This is a genomic window from Clostridium sp. 19966 (genome assembly GCF_032335695.1).
Lineage (GTDB): Bacteria > Bacillota > Clostridia > Clostridiales > Clostridiaceae > JACTOJ01.
Genome location: NZ_JACTOJ010000003.1, coordinates 187,749 through 206,845, shown reverse-complemented (window position 1 = coordinate 206,845; position 19,097 = coordinate 187,749). Strand labels below are relative to the sequence as shown.

At 32.0% G+C, this 19,097-nt stretch carries 18 protein-coding genes; 4 read left to right on the top strand and 14 right to left on the bottom strand.

What is annotated here, in order from left to right:
- Nucleotides 1-276: 276 nt before the first annotated feature.
- The 3 genes from IAI10_RS04505 to IAI10_RS04495 all read right to left on the bottom strand — a co-directional run bounded on the left by IAI10_RS04505 (nt 277) and on the right by IAI10_RS04495 (nt 2,878).
- Entirely contained in the window at nt 277-1,479 is a 1,203-nt protein-coding gene (locus IAI10_RS04505; protein ID WP_315672090.1) for an MFS transporter, read from the bottom strand.
- 2 nt (nt 1,480-1,481) lie between these two features.
- The gene (locus tag IAI10_RS04500) at nt 1,482-1,904 is read right to left on the bottom strand and encodes a MarR family transcriptional regulator (protein ID WP_315672089.1); all 423 of its coding nucleotides are present in this window, start codon (nt 1,902-1,904) and stop codon (nt 1,482-1,484) included.
- Between the two features lie 101 nt (nt 1,905-2,005).
- Nucleotides 2,006-2,878, bottom strand: coding sequence for a LysR family transcriptional regulator (locus IAI10_RS04495; protein WP_315672088.1), 873 nt, complete (start codon nt 2,876-2,878; stop codon nt 2,006-2,008).
- 136 nt (nt 2,879-3,014) lie between these two features.
- Here IAI10_RS04495 and IAI10_RS04490 point away from each other — a divergent pair, with 136 nt between their 5' ends.
- Both IAI10_RS04490 and IAI10_RS04485 read left to right on the top strand, forming a co-directional pair.
- The gene (locus tag IAI10_RS04490) at nt 3,015-4,748 is read left to right on the top strand and encodes an ABC transporter ATP-binding protein (RefSeq protein ID WP_315672087.1); all 1,734 of its coding nucleotides are present in this window, start codon (nt 3,015-3,017) and stop codon (nt 4,746-4,748) included.
- Nucleotides 4,749-6,488 (top strand): ABC transporter ATP-binding protein, encoded by a 1,740-nt coding sequence (locus IAI10_RS04485; RefSeq protein ID WP_315672086.1) that lies wholly within the window; start codon nt 4,749-4,751, stop codon nt 6,486-6,488.
- 41 nt (nt 6,489-6,529) lie between these two features.
- On the opposite strand, the gene IAI10_RS04480 is transcribed toward IAI10_RS04485, so the two are convergent.
- A complete protein-coding gene (locus IAI10_RS04480; RefSeq protein ID WP_315672085.1) occupies nt 6,530-8,209 on the bottom strand; it encodes a sugar ABC transporter substrate-binding protein in 1,680 nt (559 codons plus the stop codon).
- A 342-nt stretch (nt 8,210-8,551) separates the two neighbouring features.
- On the opposite strand from IAI10_RS04480, the gene IAI10_RS04475 reads away from it, so the two are divergent.
- The gene (locus IAI10_RS04475) at nt 8,552-8,950 is read left to right on the top strand and encodes a hypothetical protein (RefSeq protein ID WP_315672084.1); all 399 of its coding nucleotides are present in this window, start codon (nt 8,552-8,554) and stop codon (nt 8,948-8,950) included.
- 279 nt (nt 8,951-9,229) lie between these two features.
- Here the strand turns inward: IAI10_RS04475 and IAI10_RS04470 are convergent, their stop codons facing one another.
- The 10 genes from IAI10_RS04470 to glmS form a co-directional block, all read right to left on the bottom strand.
- Entirely contained in the window at nt 9,230-9,418 is a 189-nt protein-coding gene (locus tag IAI10_RS04470) for a hypothetical protein (protein WP_315672083.1), read from the bottom strand.
- Nucleotides 9,419-9,650: 232 nt separating this feature from the next.
- Nucleotides 9,651-10,796: an alpha/beta hydrolase-fold protein gene (locus tag IAI10_RS04465; protein ID WP_315672082.1), complete on the bottom strand. Its 1,146-nt coding sequence runs from the start codon at nt 10,794-10,796 to the stop codon at nt 9,651-9,653.
- 42 nt (nt 10,797-10,838) lie between these two features.
- Nucleotides 10,839-11,696, bottom strand: coding sequence for an AAA family ATPase (locus tag IAI10_RS04460; protein ID WP_315672081.1), 858 nt, complete (start codon nt 11,694-11,696; stop codon nt 10,839-10,841).
- 56 nt (nt 11,697-11,752) lie between these two features.
- A complete protein-coding gene (locus IAI10_RS04455) occupies nt 11,753-12,274 on the bottom strand; it encodes a DUF6933 domain-containing protein (protein ID WP_315672080.1) in 522 nt (173 codons plus the stop codon).
- A 387-nt stretch (nt 12,275-12,661) separates the two neighbouring features.
- Complete coding sequence (locus IAI10_RS04450) at nt 12,662-13,063, bottom strand: hypothetical protein (protein WP_315672079.1); 402 nt, start codon at nt 13,061-13,063, stop codon at nt 12,662-12,664.
- Nucleotides 13,064-13,215: 152 nt separating this feature from the next.
- Nucleotides 13,216-13,839, bottom strand: a complete 624-nt coding sequence (locus IAI10_RS04445; RefSeq protein ID WP_315672078.1) for a DUF881 domain-containing protein — start codon at nt 13,837-13,839, stop codon at nt 13,216-13,218.
- 204 nt (nt 13,840-14,043) lie between these two features.
- Nucleotides 14,044-14,250, bottom strand: a complete 207-nt coding sequence (locus tag IAI10_RS24640; protein WP_396334344.1) for an RNA polymerase sigma factor — start codon at nt 14,248-14,250, stop codon at nt 14,044-14,046.
- The gene (locus tag IAI10_RS24635) at nt 14,214-14,459 is read right to left on the bottom strand and encodes a sigma factor (RefSeq protein WP_396334343.1); all 246 of its coding nucleotides are present in this window, start codon (nt 14,457-14,459) and stop codon (nt 14,214-14,216) included. Before IAI10_RS24635 ends, IAI10_RS24640 begins: the two co-directional genes overlap by 37 nt.
- 515 nt (nt 14,460-14,974) lie before the next feature.
- Nucleotides 14,975-15,409: a DUF3888 domain-containing protein gene (locus IAI10_RS04440; RefSeq protein WP_315672077.1), complete on the bottom strand. Its 435-nt coding sequence runs from the start codon at nt 15,407-15,409 to the stop codon at nt 14,975-14,977.
- Nucleotides 15,410-15,905: 496 nt separating this feature from the next.
- Nucleotides 15,906-17,732, bottom strand: coding sequence for a glutamine--fructose-6-phosphate transaminase (isomerizing) (gene glmS / locus IAI10_RS04435; protein ID WP_315672076.1), 1,827 nt, complete (start codon nt 17,730-17,732; stop codon nt 15,906-15,908).
- Nucleotides 17,733-18,440: 708 nt separating this feature from the next.
- Here glmS and IAI10_RS04430 point away from each other — a divergent pair.
- A complete protein-coding gene (locus IAI10_RS04430) occupies nt 18,441-19,097 on the top strand; it encodes a PAS domain-containing protein (protein ID WP_315672075.1) in 657 nt (218 codons plus the stop codon).

The window sequence follows — 19,097 nt, the reverse complement described above, 5'->3', positions numbered from 1 at the left end:
AGAACCAAAATTTAAAATATAGATTTATGTGATTTCAATTACAAATTATACTAATAGATTAGGTGAAATCTCAAAAATACTTACGATACAAATGAATATGTTTCAGTTTACATTATAAGTTAATTATATCAAATTTATGCTGTAATTCAATATAGTAAAATCGCCTACTCTCTTAATCTAGAGGCATATTCTCGAGTCCATCAATATTTCCACTGCTGCTGTCATAGCAGTATCCTTAAACTCTGCCGGATTTAACATAACATATGTCTCAGCTAATTATGCCGACATCTCCTCAGAGATCTCATTTCTACCTACGGCCTTCCTGCCATGCAGTAAATAATATAGGAAAAGGCATGCAAATATCACTGCTGCCATCATCATGTATAGGCCGCGATAATGAACTATCGGCACAAAATACCCTAAGACAAAGGGTCCAATACCTACACCTAGATCCTGAAATATAAAGTTAGTAGAGGTTGCCAGCCCTAAACGATGCTTTGGTGCAACCTTAACTGAAATTGCCTGCATACTGGCAGAGGTTGTCCCATATCCAAAGCCTAATAAAACCCCTGAAAGTAAAAGCATTACGCCATTATGGGCTTGACCAAGAAGAAATAGAGCAGCAGCAAACAATATTATTGCCGGATACATAACCGAATTTTCCCCTTTTTCATCAAACAATCTTCCAGTAAAAGGTCTTGAAATTAAAGCAAAAATTGCATAAACAATAAAGAAAAATGTACCAACAGACATTAAATTTATTTCCTTGGCATAGGAAGTTATAAAAGAAAGAATGCTAGAATAACCAAGAGCAATTATAGCAGCAATAATTGAAATAGGAAGAGCTTTTACTTCAAAAAAATTATGTACGGAAAAACCCTTTTTACTCTTTAATTGCTCTTTAGTAAATTCTAATTTTGGAATCTTTACAAAAAACACAGCAATAAAACTTAAAGCTAAGAAGATAATACAGGCAATAAAATTCATATAAAAACTTGCATGCTCAGTGATAAACATTCCTAGAAAAGGTCCAATTGCTGCAGCCACAGTAAGACTTAAGGCGTAATAGCCAGTGCCCTCTCCTCTTCGTTCGTTAGGAATAAGCTTTGCCACAATAGTACCAGTAGCTGTAGAAGCGATTCCCATGGCAGCACCATTTAAAAAACGATTTATTAAAAGAATAGTCATGCTATTTACTAAAAGATAGGAACAAGTAGTAATCAAAAATAATATAAATCCAATGTAAAGAGTCTTCTTCCAGCCTATTTGATCAATGTATCTTCCGCAAAATAAGCGTGCCACCAGTACTCCTATAACAAATATTCCAGATGCCAGTCCGGCTTCACTTGGGGAAGCATGAAATTTTTCAGTTGCAAATAAAGTGATAGTAACCATTAATAAGTAAAATGTAAAATAAAGAAAAAAATTAGCAGCAGATACTATCATAAAATTTTTCGTCCACAATTTAGGTTTATCCATTTTTATAACCCCTTTTCTTTTGTAAGCTTATCTTGTATTTTGGGAAGTGTCTCAAATAAGGTTACCTGCTCAGCTTCAGTAATATCCTCCATAAGCTTGTATTCTAATTCAGTTATGCTTCTACGGCATTCCTCATAAAGCTTTTCACCAGTTTCGGTAAGATGAATTATTTTTTCTCGCCTGTCCTTACCTGGTACTGTATCCACAAGTGATTTCTCCTGTAATGCAAAAACTCTTCTTGTAATACTTGGCTTTTCTATATTATAGTGATTAGCAATATCCACAAGGGAGGATGGTCCATTTTGTTTTATATATAAAATTACCTGCCATAAGGAGTGGGAAAGTCCATATTCTCCTAACAGCTCATTTAGCTTATTTACCAGCGGACGATATAATGAAAAATAACGCTGAAGTATCCCTTTCATGTAGTCACCTCCAAAATTTGTATAGTTACCTTGGTTAATCATTACCTAGAGTAATTATACTCGTTTTTTATAAAATGTCAAATAAGATGGCTTATAAACTCTTATATGCCGGAAAATATGCTCAAAAAATTCTTTCCTGCAGATGACAGATAACCATTTTTAGACCATACTATAGCTATTTGAGTTGATAACAGTTTGTTATCAATTTCTTTATAAATCAAATTTGAAGAGCCTATTAAATCAAATGAGGATTTTGGAACTATTGCAATGCCAAGCCCTCGATTCGCCCAAAGTAGAGAGGTTCTTGCATCTTCATTTATACAAAATGCATTCGGCTGAAAATTGGCATCTTCACAGGCTTTATATATGAGTTCCTTATATCTTTTATAAAATATTAGCGGTTTGTTATTTAGCTCTGAAATATCAATACTACCGCTATTAGTCCAGTCTAAAGCTTCAGTCATGGCCGCAATCATAGGTTCTTTAGGTAAATAAACTGTGTTTATTCCAAAGCTGCTAAAGGGTGTCCTGACAAAGGCAAGTTCAATTATCCCCTTATTTAAAGATTCTAATAATTCATAGGTGTTTCCCTCATAAAGTTCAAAGTTTATAAAAGGGTATCTTTCATGAAACTCATTTAATTGACTGGTCAAAATATGAGCTCCAGAGGAAGATATGGTACCTATAGCTAGAGTTCCACTCATTCCTTTTTTTATATCCTTAACCTCATTTGCAGCGGTTTCGGTTAAGGTCAATATCTGTTTAGCGCGCTTATAGAGCATGCGACCTGCATCGGTTAATTCTATATTTCGGCTTCGACTTCCTCTTTCAATAAGCTTAGCGCCTAATTCATCTTCAAGGCTTTTAAGCTGATAAGTTAATGGAGGCTGTGCGATATGAAGTCTTTTAGCTGCGCTTGTTATTTGACCTTCTTCCACAATTGTATAGAAATATTTTAATTGTTTAATGTCCATCTAATTACCTCTTTCTATATAAAAAATATATACTTCGTGCATATTTTATGTATTTTTAATATACATAGATTTTAGTTATAATAGTAAAGGAAATAGAGAAAATATTCAATGGTTATTAGAAAGCAGGCGAACGAATTTGAAGAACTTATTAAAATTTATAAAACCTTATAAAAAACAAGTTATTTTAGGTCCTATTTTTAAATTACTGGAAGCCATCCTTGAAATATTGATACCCACAATTATGATACTTATAACTGATAAAGGCATAAGGACAAAAGATATAAATTACATATTCAAGATAGGGCTTATAATGATTTTTATAGCAATCTGCGGAGCAATGTTCTCCTTTACCTGTCAGTATTATGCATCTGTTGCATCTCAAGGCTTTGGAACAGTTCTTAGAAATGAATTGTTTAAAAAGATAGACACCTTTTCCTATAATGAAATTGATAGCTTTGGTACACCTTCTCTTATAAATCGTATAACAAATGATGTAAATCAGCTTCAGCTTGCTCTTGCAATGTTTATTAGGCAAGCTACGAGATTTCCATTTCTATGCATCGGCGGAGTTGTGATGGCAATGTTCATTGATATTAAATTATCCACAATACTGTATTTGTCCATTCCATTTTTAACCTTTGCAATATATATGATTATGAATAAATCTCTTCCGCTTTACAAAGTAGTCCAGAAAAGACTTGATAAATTAGCACTTATATTAAGAGAAAACTTGTCTGGAATAAGAGTAATAAGAGCCTTTTCCATGGCAGAGAAGGAAAAAGAGAGATTTAAAAAATCCAATGAAGCTCTTGCCAATACTGCAATTAACGTAGGAAAGATATCTGCGCTTATGAATCCAGTCACAAGCATAATAATGAATTTTGCACTCATAGCCGTAATCTGGTTTGGCGGAGTAAGGGTAAATACAGGACACATGACCACTGGAAAAGTGATTGCTTATATAACTTATATAAATCTTGTACTGTCCGCCCTTATAGTGCTTGCTACCCTTATAGTTTTATTTACTAAAGCAGCGGCTAGTGCAGCTCGTGTAAATGAAATATTTGATACAGAACCAAGCATTAAATACAATGGAAACAGCAGCTTTAACAAAGACTATGATAAAAACACACCTATACTTAAATTTGAAAAGGTATCTTATTCTTATAACAGTTCCAAAGAATATTCTATAAACAATATATCCTTTGAAATAAAAAAAGGACAAATGGTTGGAATAATAGGAGGTACAGGAGCAGGAAAAACTACATTAATTAATTTAATCCCCAGACTGTACGATGTGAGCCAAGGCAGAATATTGATAAACGGTATAGACGTTAAAGATTATGCCAAGGAAGAGCTTGAGAGCAATATTGGATTAGTTCCTCAAAAAGCTGTTTTATTTTCTGGCACTGTAGCAGAAAACATAAGGTGGGGTTCTCAAGCTGCCAGCATGAGCCAAATAAAAAAAGCTGCTGAAATTGGCATGGCAGCAGAATTCATAGATAAAATGCCTGAAAAGTATGATACCTATATCTCTCAAGGAGGAGTCAATTTCTCCGGAGGTCAAAAACAAAGACTCACCATAGCAAGAGCTCTAATAAAAAAGCCAGAAATATTAATCATGGATGACAGCTTAAGTGCACTTGATTATGCCACAGACGCCGCCCTTAGAAAAGCTCTCAGAGAAAATTCTGAGGACACAACTGTAATTATGGTAACTCAGAGAATAAGCACCATAAAAAATGCAGATTTAATAATCGTATTAGAGGATGGAGAATTAGCTGGAGTTGGAACCCATGATGAATTAATTGAAAAATCCAGCGTTTACAAAGAGATATGCAATTCACAAACTACAAAGGAGGCTATGTAAATGAAAAAGCATGCACTTTATAGATTACTTAGCTATATTTCAAAGTACAAAGGTTACATGTTCGCTTCCTTGATATTTGCGCTTATAAGCAATGTCCTAATTGCCTTTATGCCCTTCGTGGTTGGTAAAGCTATCGATAATATAGTGGCTAAGAATAATGTTAATTTTAATGACTTGATGAAAATAATCCTAATACTTGGAATAATCTACATAGTCAGTGCAGTATTTACCTGGCTTTTTACTACGGTAGCTAATATTGTGGCTTATAGTACTGTTAAGGATCTTAGAAATGAAGCCTTAGAAAAAATAAACACCTTGCCTTTAAAATATTTTGATAGAAATCCTCATGGAGATATTATCAGCAGGCTTACAAATGATATGGATAATATCTCAGATGGATTATTTCAAGGCATAACACAATTTTACCCAGGCATTATAACCATATTAACTTCTCTTATCTTAATGCTGTCCTTAAGCATTAAATTGACAATTGTGATAGTGTTGATGACCCCTTTATGCTTTTTTATTGCCTCCTTCATAACTAAAAGATCTAATAAGATGTTTAAAGCGCAGCAAAAAACCTTAGGAGAGCTGAATGGCTACACGGAGGAAATGATAGGAAATCAAAAAATAGTAAAGCTTTTTGGCTATGAGAAAAGGTCAGAAGAAAATTTTTCAAAAATCAATGCAAGATTATATAAGTGTGGACAGCTAGCTCAATTTTATTCCTCCATTACAAATCCCTCTACAAGGCTGGTAAATAACATCACTTATGTATTAATTGGCTTAGTTGGCGGAATACTTGCTGTCTTAAGCAGATTGAGTGTTGGTGTAATTTCAAGCTTTTTAACCTATTCAACTCAATTCTCCCAGCCGATAAATAATATAACAAGTGTAGCCACTCAGCTTCAAGCTGCCTTTGCCTCCTGTGAGAGAGTATTTGCTATTTTGGATGAGGAGCCGGAAAAAGCAGATTCAAAGGACGCTGAAAATATGGAAAGATGCCATGGAAATGTTAATTTTGAAAATGTATTTTTCTCTTATGATAAGAAAGTGCCACTCATAGAGGATTTTAGCGCTGATATAAAACAAGGAAGTACCGTGGCAATTGTAGGACCTACTGGGGCTGGAAAAACTACTATGGTAAACCTGCTCATGAGATTCTATGATCTGGATAAGGGTAAAATAACTATAGATGGCAGGGAAATAAACAAAGTTACAAGAAACAGCCTTAGAAATCAATTTGGTATGGTACTTCAAGATACCTGGCTTTTCGAAGGCACCATAAGAGAAAATATAGCTTACGGCAAACCAGCTGCTACTTTAGAAGAAATCAAAAGCGCAGCCAAAGCAGCCTATATTCACAGCTTTATAAAGAGACTTCCAGATGGATATGACACAATGATAACAGAATCCGGCGGCAACCTTTCAGAAGGGCAAAAACAGCTTCTTACTATAGCGAGGGTTATGCTTATAAATCCACCAATGCTTATACTGGATGAAGCAACCAGCAGTGTTGATACGAGAACAGAAATAAAGATACAAAATGCTTTTCTTGCCATGATGAAAGGCCGTACAAGCTTTGTTATAGCTCACAGACTTTCAACCATACACGATGCAGAAATGATACTAGTTATGAAAAATGGCCATATAGTTGAAAGAGGAAATCATGATGAGCTTATAGCTAAGAAGGGAACCTATGCAAAGCTCTATAATAGCCAGTTTAAGTATCAGGGGTAAAAATGGTATAACATCATATATACTAAACTGCTTAATTCAGTCTATTTTTTCATATCCCAATTCTTAATTCTGTATTGTATGCCTTCGTTAATAGCATCAAGATAAGCTTTGGGATTATCTTTTTCTATTTCAGCCACATAATCACTCCACTGTCTATCAAAGTCGCTAGATTTTCCAGAAATAATTCTTGGAAGCCATTTAATTTCTGTGTCATTTATGGCAGTGCTTGCTGAGGAAGCTGCTGAATTAGATGGAATATTTATGTTCCAACATGGATAATACATTTCATTTTTAGTAGCTTCCCCCATCATTTCATACTCACTATTTACATTATATTTAGCATAGAAATTTTTATCGTAAGCGCTTAGCCCTTTCTTATATTGTACTGAATTATCACCCAAAGTTGTTGCATTTCCATCACTGTATTCTCCTTCTATTTTGGGCAGCCAGCTGTAAAGTGCCTCTGCCTTGTTTGCAGCCTTCCAAGCGGAATCATTTTGATTAGTCTGCTGCTGTTCTGTCCAAACTGGTTGATTCGTACTAGTGTCCATAGAATAATCTTCTCCCTCTATACCCCAGTTAAGTATTTTTTGCCATTTCTCATCCATAAGTTTATCAAGCGCTACCAAAACTCTATCAGTATCTTTACAATTTTTTGTGATTGAAAAACCATTTGTAAGATTTGGAATTGGGCTATCTAAATAATGAGGAGTTACTCCCTCATAAGTTAAAGCAAGAGGGGTATAGGTTTCACCATATTTTTTATCTTTCTTAAGCACAGACTCACCACTTTGAAAGTCCCAATGCTGGTCGAACATGCCTACAACTTGTCCAGTTGCAATCTTTTGAAGATATTGATCTTGATTCTGAGTAATAGATTCTCTATCAATTATCCCTATGTTATACATTTCATTTAATTTGTTGTAATATATTTTAGATATATCCTTATCTTGAAAAAGCGATGCAATACCATTATCCACAATAACCCCGCCATCATTAGGATGTCCGGAAAGATGTTCAGGTGCATTCTCAAGCACGAAAGATTGAGCTGGAGTGACCAATGTTTCAAAACCTATTGTCGACATTCCATCAATAACTGGATGCTTAGCAACCCAATCTTGTATAAGCTTAAAATACTGATCAAGAGTAGTTACCTTTGGATACCCAGCCTCTGCAAGCACTTGCTTCTGAATCCAGAACGCAGGACCGCTATAGTATGTTTTAGCAGTGTTTTTGTTAATGACACCAAGGCTTGTCAAATAATACGTATGCCCATCATTTGAATCTTTCATCATATTCCAAACATTTCCTTGGGTATAATGCTCATAAATATTGGGTGCATATTTTTTTACTTTGTTTTCAAGTGGTATAAGATCATCTGCAGCTTGTAATTCAGAATTATAATTTACCACATCAGGCAATTCTCCACTAGCAATCATAACTCCAAGCTTTTGATTAAGATCACCAGTTAAGAGTTCAATTTTAAATGAAATGCCCAATTCATCTTTGATTTTTTTGTAAATCTTGTTGTTAGCTGTAGCAGCAGAAATTGTAGAACTCCCGCAAAACATTGAAATTGTTATTGGGTGTTTGGGACTAACAGTAGCTTCTCCAATATTACCTGAATCACTGTTGCTTTTTTTACAGCTACTAAAGGTTGATGTCGTCATTACCAAAGCAATAATCATAGAAGCCGTCATAAATTTTTTCAAGCTTTTCATAAGTTTCCCCCTTTAATCTATATCAGTTGCTTACAATTTCTACATATTAATTATATTCCGCAAAGGGCTACATAACAATCTAACAAATTAAAGTTTCTTTATCTATAATAGGCAAAAATCAAAAATAATTAATTTCAAAAAAGCAGAGAAGCCTTAAGGACTTCCCTATTTTTTGTTTACCTATATTACATAACATACCAAACATGGTATAATTAATCATAAGATTAAATTCTAATTATGGAATTAGCCGTATATCATAGATATTTTAGATGTAGGAGTATAAGTATGGATACAAGAAAAAAAGCAGCTATTTTACAATGAAAAATAATAACGGATAATAATATGGTAGAAATAAGAAAGAAAGCATTAAAAAGATTTATATTGTTTTCAGTAGTAATTTTATCAGTAAAAATTATTAATAATTGGTATGCTACAACCACTATTAATTGGACATACCTAAAATATAACAATAAGCTTTATGTTCTATGTGAACCTGGGAATGCTGCTATAGTTAATGAGGCTAAACCTACACTAAAAAAGATAGGAGAAGTAGAAAGAGAAATCCCAATTTTTTTTACACCAACCCATAATAAAGTTTCAAATGGATTGCCAAAAGGAACTGAAGTGTACACATCTGAAAATTGGGAAATAATAATAAAATTTAAAGGTATGCTTTATCCACTGCAAGACACAACACAGAAAGATACCAATTGGGGAAATGGCATCTATTATTTTATTTGAGAAGTAATTACAGCTTTAAGATATTTACCATTAAGCTCTATGGCGATAACTTCTGTAACATTTTCAGTAGATACTGTATCAGTAGTTAGAGTATAGTCTGTATAATTCCAATGAATCGTTGTAGCGTATACATCCTTAATATTTTTCCATATATACCATTTTATTCTTCTTTAACTAGTATGCCTCCTAGAGGCTGATTTTATCTTCTCTAAGAGAATTAATAAGGAAATAAGATATACCATCTAATATCATTGTAAGAATTTGTTCTTGTTTTCACTATCATTTAAGGTATTGTTCAATTTCAGAAATATTCTCTAAAAAGCTTAAGCAGGTTGATTTTTTCCGGTTCATAGCACTTCTGATCTCATAAGTACTACCAAGATTATTGTCCATTGCAATTTTAAAAGCTTCTATATCAACACCTTCTAATATATTATTCCAATCAAAACTCTGTATGAATCCTAACAATTCAGGTTCCAATTATTTAATAAGTTTATTAAGCTTTTTCAAAATTTTAAATAATAATATAGTAATAACTAAACTATTAATGAAAAATAAAATATGCACAATAAAAAATATAGCAGAATATATAAGTTGCATTTTAAACATCTAACTACCTCCTTTTTTGTTTATTGGTTTATCCTATTAAGGCTATAAGCCCAGAAGCCAATGTTTCTCCCCAGCTCAAATAATCATGACCCTAATAAAAATTCTCATATTTAACGTTATAACCCTTAGATAATAAAACATCCCTCATATTATTTATTACTTTCATCATTATAGGTTCAGTATCATAAGGTCTATCTTCTAAAACTCCAGCATTTAAATAAAAATTTATAGGCAACTTCTCTGCTTCTTTATATTTCTGAGTTAGCCACTGCTCTTCATACCAATATGAGCCTGATTGTGAAAGCACATTTCCAAATACATCAGAATTCTTAAAAGCTATATAAGCTGCCATAAGTCCCCCCAAACTAAGTCCACCTATAATCTTTTTTTGTGGTTCCTTAGTTACATTATAATTCTCATATATCCAATCCATTAATTCTTGGGATATAAAGTTTGAAAAGTTATCATTACAAGTTAATTCTTCGTATCTATCACTATTACTTGCAATAAAAACACATACTGTTGGCGTAATCTTATTACTCTCTATGAGATTATCAAGTACTATTTGTGCAGACATCCAATTTATATATTCAAATCCATCTGTAAGTACTAATAAATTATATGGTTCATTATTTTCTGAATACTCATAAGGTTTATAAATCCATATACGGCGAGGATCTTTTAAAATACTGCTATTAGCTATATGTAAATCAATTTTTCCCTTTTGCTCTATATTTCTATCCTTTGTCCATATTTCTGGTTTAAAATTCTCTAATTCTACTAATGAATAAATCTCTTCTTCACTTTCCGGATCTTCTTCATCTTTCATAAACACAACTTTATTTGGATTTAACTCATCTAAAATAGAATTCTCACTTCTGTTTTTGTAACTATAATCCAATCCGCAATTTATCGAAAAATTATATTTAAATTTAATATCATTTCTAACCTTGTATGTCTTAAACCAAATATCTGTATCAAGTAATTTCTCCATTTCATTTTTAGGGAAATCGTATCCCGGAAATGTACCATAAATTAATACATTTTCTGTGGTTCCCTTATCTTTATATATAAATGTAACTAGTACGTTCTCCTTGTCACCATCAATTTTATCAACTAAAGGTGCCCCATCTTTCCTTATACTTGTCCAAAAATCATCTACTGCACTAATATTATTGCATTCTATATTTTTTATTAATTCATTTATTTTATGACTAAATAATTTATTATCACTCATATTTTTCCCCCAGCTTTATATTATACCTTGATATAAAGAATACTATCTAAACTCGTTTTCATGTATTTTGAAGAAGTCATAGTATGTACGCACATTTTCTAATTCCGTCCATTTTTTCACATCAACTGGATTTTCGTCAAGATCATATATTTTTGCTCCATGCATGGAAAGTAGAAAGGGTGAATGTGTTGATATAATGAATTGACAGCCTAAAAATCTTGCAGACTCCTCTATAAAACTCATTAATTCCATCTGTCGTTTTGGAGAAAGACTGTTCTCAGGTTCATCCAATATATATAATCCATTTTCACCAATTTTTTCAATGAAATATCGAAATGCACTTTCCCCATTTGAATATTCCCTTACATTATCCATTAATTCGCTTCTTACAAATCGTGACTGCGTTTTGCTTCTAGCAGTATTTACTTTTTTTAACTGCTCATAATCCTCTATAGACTTCATTTGAAATTGAGAATATTTAGCATCCAAATATTCTTCAAAAAGTTCTTCTCGTTTTTGGTCAATTCCTTCATTTAGGTTGCGTATATTCAGCATGTAGTCAAATACATCATCGCTTGTAATGATTTTGCTATTTTCAGGAATATCAGTTTCAAGATCCATCTCACACATATTCACATAGTAAGGATAGAAATTAGATTTATTATAGATAGAATCTCGATTAACTCCAGTTTTCTCTGCTATAACATTTAAGGCAGTTGATTTGCCCGAACCATTTCCTCCATATAAAATTGTAACTGGCTCAAAATCTATTCTTTCAAGACCATTTCTTGACAATATCTTAAAGGGATAAAAGGAATCATAGCATTTTCTTTTTTCCTCGATTAAAAAATCAAATTCCATATCATCACTTGGAAATGTAAAAAAATTTAAATAAATCATTTTTTTCTCCTTTGATAGATTTTTTATTTAATCATTACGCAAGATATGAAACACCGCTATTCCTTAGAAAAAAGCTCCATCAATTCATCTCTCATTGTTTCACCAGAATACAGCTTTGGTAATTTCAACATAACAAACCTGTTAAGCCATCTGTTCAGCTCGTAGATATCTGTTTCCACCCCATCTACCTTATTTTTATTAAACACGTATTCAATGCTTCTTTTCATTTCATTTATTTGACTTAGTATACTTCTATCACTTGAAGTTTTATAAATTACTACGCTACATACTTGTAAATATCTATCAATTACTGCTTCATCAATTTTCTCCGCTAAAAGATTATTTTTTATTTCATTTACAATAAGTGAATCAAATTTTAGAAGGTCTGCCTTTTTTAATCCCACCAAAACAAAATTAAATCTTGTCTTGTTATTCATAACTATTACACATTTCTTTCTGTTAAATGTAAATAAGTGCGAATGCCATGAGAATATTGGGTCATTTATCGATATAATTTTCTTATCTATATCGATTTTCAATTCATCCAACAGTTTTTTTGTACAATGTACCGTAAGCATTAAAGTTACCTCTCTTCAATTTTCTGTTTCAATTTAATATATATTATATCGTATAATCTGCATAATTCCTGCTAACCTTTCATACCATTACAACTAGTTATATTCTTTTCTTGTTATCTTCTTTTCTAGTTTCTTAACTAGGTTTTACCTATTTTGAATTTAAAGCATCATAGAATTCTGATTTCTTCTTTAATTCTTCATAAGTTAGATTATAAATTTCTTTTAGAATTTTATCAAACTTCAATTTGTATCGAGACTGGGTTATATTGCACATATAAGCTGTAATCATAAATAAAATAGCTAATGAAATTAAGAATTATAAATAAAATTAATTCTTTCTTTATTTTTTTTAATATTCTTTCATATTGTCACCTGCTTTTAGTTAGTTTAGCCTCTGATTTTATCTACATATTCACTCAAATCATATTGAACTATCTTGTAAGTTTTATTTTTAATGTTAACTAAAAATTCTTTACCATTCTGAATAAGCATAATATTAGAATTTGACTTTAGACCTATTACTATATTTACGCTATGTCCTTTTATTGAAGGCCCATTATATTCAATAAGATTTTTGTCATCTATCTTGTTTAACAATTTAACAAATGATTTCACCTCATCCTTAGATAGCTTTTTTAAGTTTTTAGGTTCCATATCTTGACTTATTTCTATGCTTTCAATGTCATTAATTTTAAGCTGCTTAAAAAAAGGAATATTATTAGAACTGCTGCAGCCATATAAATTTATTACCAAGACTATCAACATACAGTAAATATGAATTTTCTTCATACATAATCATTCACTTTCATTTTACTAATTTTATGTTTCAGTAAACAATTTACATTTCAACAAATTATATCATATTATAACAAAAATTACAATACAAGAAAACTTGTCTTTATGGCTATTCAAGCTTTTCTTCTTTCATTATAAAAGCTTCTTTATTTATCATCTTCTTGTTTTTCTACTTTTTCAACTACACCTCGTAATATTAATTCATTAATAGTTTTATCATTAATCACTCTGTCTACTGAATTGCTAAGAATCCCGCTAGACCTTATAATATATGGAGCTATTAATTTTTTATTTTCTATCTGTACAAACTGACCATATACAACTGCTTCAGTATCTTTTGATAATCTTATATCATTTACAAATATATTATCGGAACCAGCTGATTTGAATATTCTAATTACACTATTTATATCCTTTATAGTAACTACATGATCTCGTATTTGTGACGCTTCATTATCATTAGAATAATTGTCATTAAGCATAATAGTTAAGCTATAGGATTTTAATTTAAGCTGATTTACTTTAGTCTGAGTGTTTGAAAAAGGTAAATTATGACTATAAATTTTTGCTGCAATGTAAGGAGCAAATAGTAATAGTGAAATAACTAATAATATCTGAACTGCTCCAGCAACTATTGGAACCAGCCTACTTAAATTATTTAATGCCATCTTACGGTTTTTATCTAAAGTGCACCCATTTATTTCATAATTATTTGTACTTGCATTACTATATTTTTTATCAGCTTCATCAAGTAAATTTATTTTTTTCATAATACTATATTTTAAATTACTAGGTTGGATTACCTCTAGTGTGGGATCATAATTTTTTTAATAATATGAAATCTTTCTCTACACTTTTTACACAGTAACATATGCCTTTTCAATTTGTATTTTTTATACATGTCTAAATCTTTTTCGAGATATCTTATTATTAATTCTTCAATCATTACACAATTCATAGCAGTCTACTCCTTTTCACAATTTCCTATAATCCTCTAATCTACTCTTTAAGTGGTCTCGTGTTCTTTTGAAATTCGTTCTTGCAGTTGAAACAGGTATATGAAGTATATTTGCAATTTCGGCAAAACTTTTATCACCAATAAGTCTCAATCTTGCAACTAATCTTGTTTTATCATTTAGCTTGTCTAATTCAGATAATAAAAAATCCTTCTCAGCAGTAATTTCAATAAGTTCAATGGCATTACATGCTCTATCAGTAAATTCTCATGATTAAAATATTCTTTTTTATCTAGGGCTTTAAGGCTTGTCAAACATGAATTTACACATATTCTATATATCCATGTTTGCAAAGAACTCTTGAAATTAAACATATGTAAATTTTTATATATTGTAATAAAAACCTCTTGTGACATATCCTCAGCATTCCTCATGAATCTGAAACAAATACGGTAAACAAGTTTTTCATATTTTTCAATTATTTTTTCAAAAGAATTCTTATCGCCATGTAAAAACTCATTTATTAGTTCATAGTCGCTTTTGTGCACAAACTCACCCCACTTTTATGTTCCTATAATATTAGACATATAAAATTCTAAAAACGTTTCATAAAATATAAATTTCAATAAAAAGTAACAAGTATAAGCTTCAACGGCTTCCGTTTTGAGGTCCAAATTTGATAAATAGCATCATAAATCACTTGTGAATTAGTTACGGGGATAGAAGGTGAATTACAGGATATGGAAACTAAAGAAACTGATAAGCAAGAATGAAAGCCTTAGAATTGCAGAAAAACCTTTTACTTTAGAGGATATATAGTATATTCCAAAATCAATTATTACAAAATAAATTAAAAAATACCAATAATATTTAAGAACAACAGCGGTATCCTGCGCTATATACCAGCATTTTACATAATCAATACAATGTCAATTATTTATATTTAATATTATTGTAAATGCTCAGGTATTTTATAGCTTTTTATATGTTGAAATTTCAATAATGTTATTTTTTCTGGTTCAATTTTTAAGGTTATATCATCTAACCCAATGGCATCGTGAGGTCCTATATAAGGAGCAACCCTTAATTTTATATTGAAAATATTTGTTTTGTACCCCAAAGGTCTTACTAACTCCAAAACCTTTATTGCAGAAGGATCTACGCTGTAAAATTTCCCATATTGTTTTTCAACCGCATTCGTAATATGAGGTAATAAAAGTAACATGAGCATATCCTTGTAAGTCTCTTCCGTTGGATTAGCAAACAAATCTAGCGCCTTGAAATTTTTATCGTTTTCAGGCTTAGCATTAATAACTATGGGTTGTTGAACAAATATTAAGAAGCATAAAAAAAATAATAAACTATATATAATCTTTTTTTTCATATATATTCCCTCTCAAATAAAAATTTATTTAAATATATATGTTGCAGATTGGTTTCTATCCGTACGCATGCCCTGTCTGTTGTCTTGGAACTAAAACACCCATATCTAAACCTTGCTATAACTATATTTTATATATTAGTTTGAATATTTTAGTGAATTTATATTTATGGATATATTTTCTTGTCAATCATCTTTGAAGTTTTTATTTTCATCACATTTATTTTTTGTAATAAAGTTTGATTAAAATACATCTTTTATTAATACATACAATATTGTTAAAAAAGTCCATAAGAAAAAGCTGCACACTCTCACTTTAAAGAGAATGTACAGCTTTGAAGTTCCAATATTTACTTTATACGCCCATACTATATTCTCAAAATATAGTATGGGCGTATTTGATTTTTTTATCAAACTTTTTTATAAATTATCAGACTTTATTCCAAATGATCAAACTTTATTCCAAAGTTACAACAGCATTAATTGGGCAAGTCCTACTCTATTCAACTGTTACAGATTTTGCTAGATTCCTTGGCTTGTCTACGTCGCAGCCTTTTGTGGTAGCTACATAGTATGAGAACAGCTGTAATGGTATTATTGAAATTACTGGCGCAAGTAACGGAAGCGTTCTTGGGATATACATTGCTGCATCCACAGTCTTCTCTATTTCTGTATGTCCAGCAAGAGCGAAGCCTAAAACCTTAGCTCCTCTTGTGGTCACTTCCTTCACATTGCTTACCATCTTGTCGTAAAGCTCCTCTTGTGTTGCAAGAGCTACTACAACAGTTCCTTTTTCTATTAATGCTATTGGTCCATGCTTAAGTTCACCCGCTGCATAAGCATCAGAATGAATATAGGATATTTCCTTAAGCTTTAAAGAGCCTTCTAGTGCTAAAGCGTAGTCCAGTCCTCTTCCTAGGAAGAACATATCCTTGTGCATATAGTTCTGAGCTGCAAATTTCTGTACGATTTCCTTCTGCTCAAGTATCTCTTCTGCTTTCTTTGGAAGCTCTAGCATCTCTTTCTTTATAGCTTCTATTTCTTCGCCGCTTAAAGTTCCTTTATTCTGTGCAAAGTATAGTGCTATTATATACATTGCTATAAGCTGAGTAACATAAGCCTTTGTGGAAGCAACAGCTATTTCAGGTCCAGCCCAAGTGTAAAGAACATCATCTGCTTCTCTTGAAACAGAGCTTCCTACAACATTTGTAACTGCTATTACTCTTGCCTTTTTAGCTTTAGCAAGTCTTAAAGCCGCCAAAGTATCTGCTGTTTCTCCAGACTGACTTATAACTATCATTAAAGTATTTTCATCTATTAGTGGATCTCTGTATCTGAATTCAGAAGCAATGTCCACTTCTACTGAAATTCTTGTAAGCTTTTCTATGGCATATTTTCCTACGATTCCTGCATGATAAGCTGTTCCGCAGGCAACTATATATATCTTTGAAAGCTTATTGATCTGCTCAGTAGTTATATTTATATCATCTAGCTTTATTGGACTTCCCACAGCTATTCTTGAAGTCATGGTATCTCTTATAGCCTTTGGCTGTTCATGGATCTCCTTTAGCATGAAGTGCTCATATCCGCCCTTTTCTGCAGCATCTGCATTCCAGGTAACATGATATATATCCTTCTTTATTTCTTCTCCGTCCTCAGTAAGAAGCTTAACTCCTTCTCTAGTTAAAACTACAAATTCCTTATCATTTAATAGATATACATCTCTAGTTTTGCTTAGAACTGCTGGAATATCTGATGCAATATAATATTCTCCCTGACCAAGTCCTACTATAAGAGGGCTGTCCTTTCTTACTGCAACCAATTTATCAGGCTCTGAAGCTGAAACTACTCCTATAGCATAGCTTCCTTCCATTCTTGAAGTAGCCTTAATAACAGCCTCCTCAAGATTTCCTTCGTAGTAGTAATCTATAAGATTTGGTATGATTTCAGTATCAGTTTCTGAGTAAAATTCGTAACCTTTTGCTATAAGTCTTTCTTTAAGGTACATATAGTTTTCTATTATTCCGTTATGAACTACACTTATTGTACCCTTGCAGCTGGTATGAGGATGTGCATTTACATCTGAAGGTTCTCCGTGTGTTGCCCATCTAGTATGTCCTATTCCAAGGCTGCCAACTACGGGATTTTCTTCGATCTCTTTTTCAAGGTTTGCAAGTCTTCCTTTACACTTTACAACCTCAACCTTGTCTCCGTTTATTACAGCTACTCCTGCTGAATCGTATCCTCTATACTCAAGCTTTGATAATCCATGAAGCAAAAATGGAGTTGCCTCATTGTTTCCTATATATCCAACTATTCCACACATATTAAATCTTCCTTTCAACTGACTTATTTTTGAGAATAAGCCACCTGACACAGTTTTATATATTTTAAAAAAGCAAAGCTTAACAAAGGTATTCAGCTATAAATTTTTTAATAATCTACGCTCTACCTAATGCAAAATAATATATAAAACTGAGTTAAATTATGCCCTTTTATTAATATTCCAAACAAAGGCCGCTATACTACTAGGCACATTCATAGGGTTTCCCCTATAGCGAAAGGAATAACACCTCATTGATATTGTTCCGAAAATCACTTCTCGGGTTTGTCAATGTTTAACGGTAGTGTAATACCGTGGGGCATCCGCCGAATTTTCGATACTCCCCATCCTCGTCGTCTTAAAGCTCTCCTGCTTCAAGCTCTGGCGCTATTAATTATCTTATCTCCTATCCTCCTTCCAAATAAATTTAAAAGGTCCACAATGTAGGTGGCTTTTATCTGCATGCATAAAAATTTACATGCACATAGCTTAAATTTGTAAGCTAATATAGTATACGCTTCTTATGTAATTTTAGTGCTATATTTAAGCTACTGCATTTATTATATTTTCAAATAAACAATAAATCAATAGATAAATTATTAATTTTTCCATAACTGCCTTGAGAAATATTGAAGTACATTGTTTCTTGTGATATGATTAATAATAATTTATTATGATGATAATTTTTTATCACAACTGGGAGCTGTTTAAATGAATAATTTAGATATCTTAAAAAGTTACATACCTATGGTGGATTTTATCTCTGAAATCCTTGGAGAAAATTCTGAAGTGGTGCTTCATGACATAAATAACGCTGATTCTTCTATAGTATACATAAAAAATGGGCACTTAAGCGGAAGGACTGTAGGAGGTCCTCTCACGGATTTAGTGCTTAAGGTGGTACAAAACAGGATTTATGATAACGAGAATTTTTTAGCTAATTATAAAGCCTTAGGGAATTCTAAAGCCTTTAAATCCTCCAGCTACTTCATTAAAAATCAGCTGGGAGAAATCATAGGAGTGCTTTGTGTAAATACAGATACCAAGCCTTATCAGGATGCTCAAAAGCTGCTGGAGGGTTTTCTTAAGACCAGTAAAGATTTTTCTCCTGCCAACGATAATCAGGAGGAAGCTGAAGAAAATTTGTGCAGCAATACTACGGATCTGCTTTCTTCCATGATAAAGGAGGCTTTAGAGGAAGTAGATATTCCCCCTAGCAGAATGAATTCAGAAGAAAAAAAGCAGCTAATAGGAAAGCTTTATGATAAAGGAACTTTTCAAATGAAGGGTGCAGTCACGGAAGCCTCAAAGGCACTTTTAGTATCCGAACCTACTATATACAGATATATAAGTATATATAAAGATTAA

What these genes read in the sequence shown, in the direction of transcription:
- IAI10_RS04505 (WP_315672090.1), bottom strand. Translation starts at nt 1,479, where the DNA reads ATGGATAAACCTAAATTGTGGACGAAAAATTTTATGATAGTATCTGCT.
- IAI10_RS04500 (WP_315672089.1), bottom strand. Translation starts at nt 1,904, where the DNA reads ATGAAAGGGATACTTCAGCGTTATTTTTCATTATATCGTCCGCTGGTA.
- IAI10_RS04495 (WP_315672088.1), bottom strand. Translation starts at nt 2,878, where the DNA reads ATGGACATTAAACAATTAAAATATTTCTATACAATTGTGGAAGAAGGT.
- IAI10_RS04485 (WP_315672086.1), top strand. Translation starts at nt 4,749, where the DNA reads ATGAAAAAGCATGCACTTTATAGATTACTTAGCTATATTTCAAAGTAC.
- IAI10_RS04480 (WP_315672085.1), bottom strand. Translation starts at nt 8,209, where the DNA reads ATGAAAAGCTTGAAAAAATTTATGACGGCTTCTATGATTATTGCTTTG.
- IAI10_RS04475 (WP_315672084.1), top strand. Translation starts at nt 8,552, where the DNA reads ATGGTAGAAATAAGAAAGAAAGCATTAAAAAGATTTATATTGTTTTCA.
- IAI10_RS04465 (WP_315672082.1), bottom strand. Translation starts at nt 10,796, where the DNA reads ATGAGTGATAATAAATTATTTAGTCATAAAATAAATGAATTAATAAAA.
- IAI10_RS04460 (WP_315672081.1), bottom strand. Translation starts at nt 11,696, where the DNA reads ATGATTTATTTAAATTTTTTTACATTTCCAAGTGATGATATGGAATTT.
- IAI10_RS04455 (WP_315672080.1), bottom strand. Translation starts at nt 12,274, where the DNA reads ATGCTTACGGTACATTGTACAAAAAAACTGTTGGATGAATTGAAAATC.
- IAI10_RS04450 (WP_315672079.1), bottom strand. Translation starts at nt 13,063, where the DNA reads ATGAAGAAAATTCATATTTACTGTATGTTGATAGTCTTGGTAATAAAT.
- IAI10_RS04445 (WP_315672078.1), bottom strand. Translation starts at nt 13,839, where the DNA reads ATGAAAAAAATAAATTTACTTGATGAAGCTGATAAAAAATATAGTAAT.
- IAI10_RS24635 (WP_396334343.1), bottom strand. Translation starts at nt 14,459, where the DNA reads ATGAGGAATGCTGAGGATATGTCACAAGAGGTTTTTATTACAATATAT.
- IAI10_RS04440 (WP_315672077.1), bottom strand. Translation starts at nt 15,409, where the DNA reads ATGAAAAAAAAGATTATATATAGTTTATTATTTTTTTTATGCTTCTTA.
- glmS (WP_315672076.1), bottom strand. Translation starts at nt 17,732, where the DNA reads ATGTGTGGAATAGTTGGATATATAGGAAACAATGAGGCAACTCCATTT.
- IAI10_RS04430 (WP_315672075.1), top strand. Translation starts at nt 18,441, where the DNA reads ATGAATAATTTAGATATCTTAAAAAGTTACATACCTATGGTGGATTTT.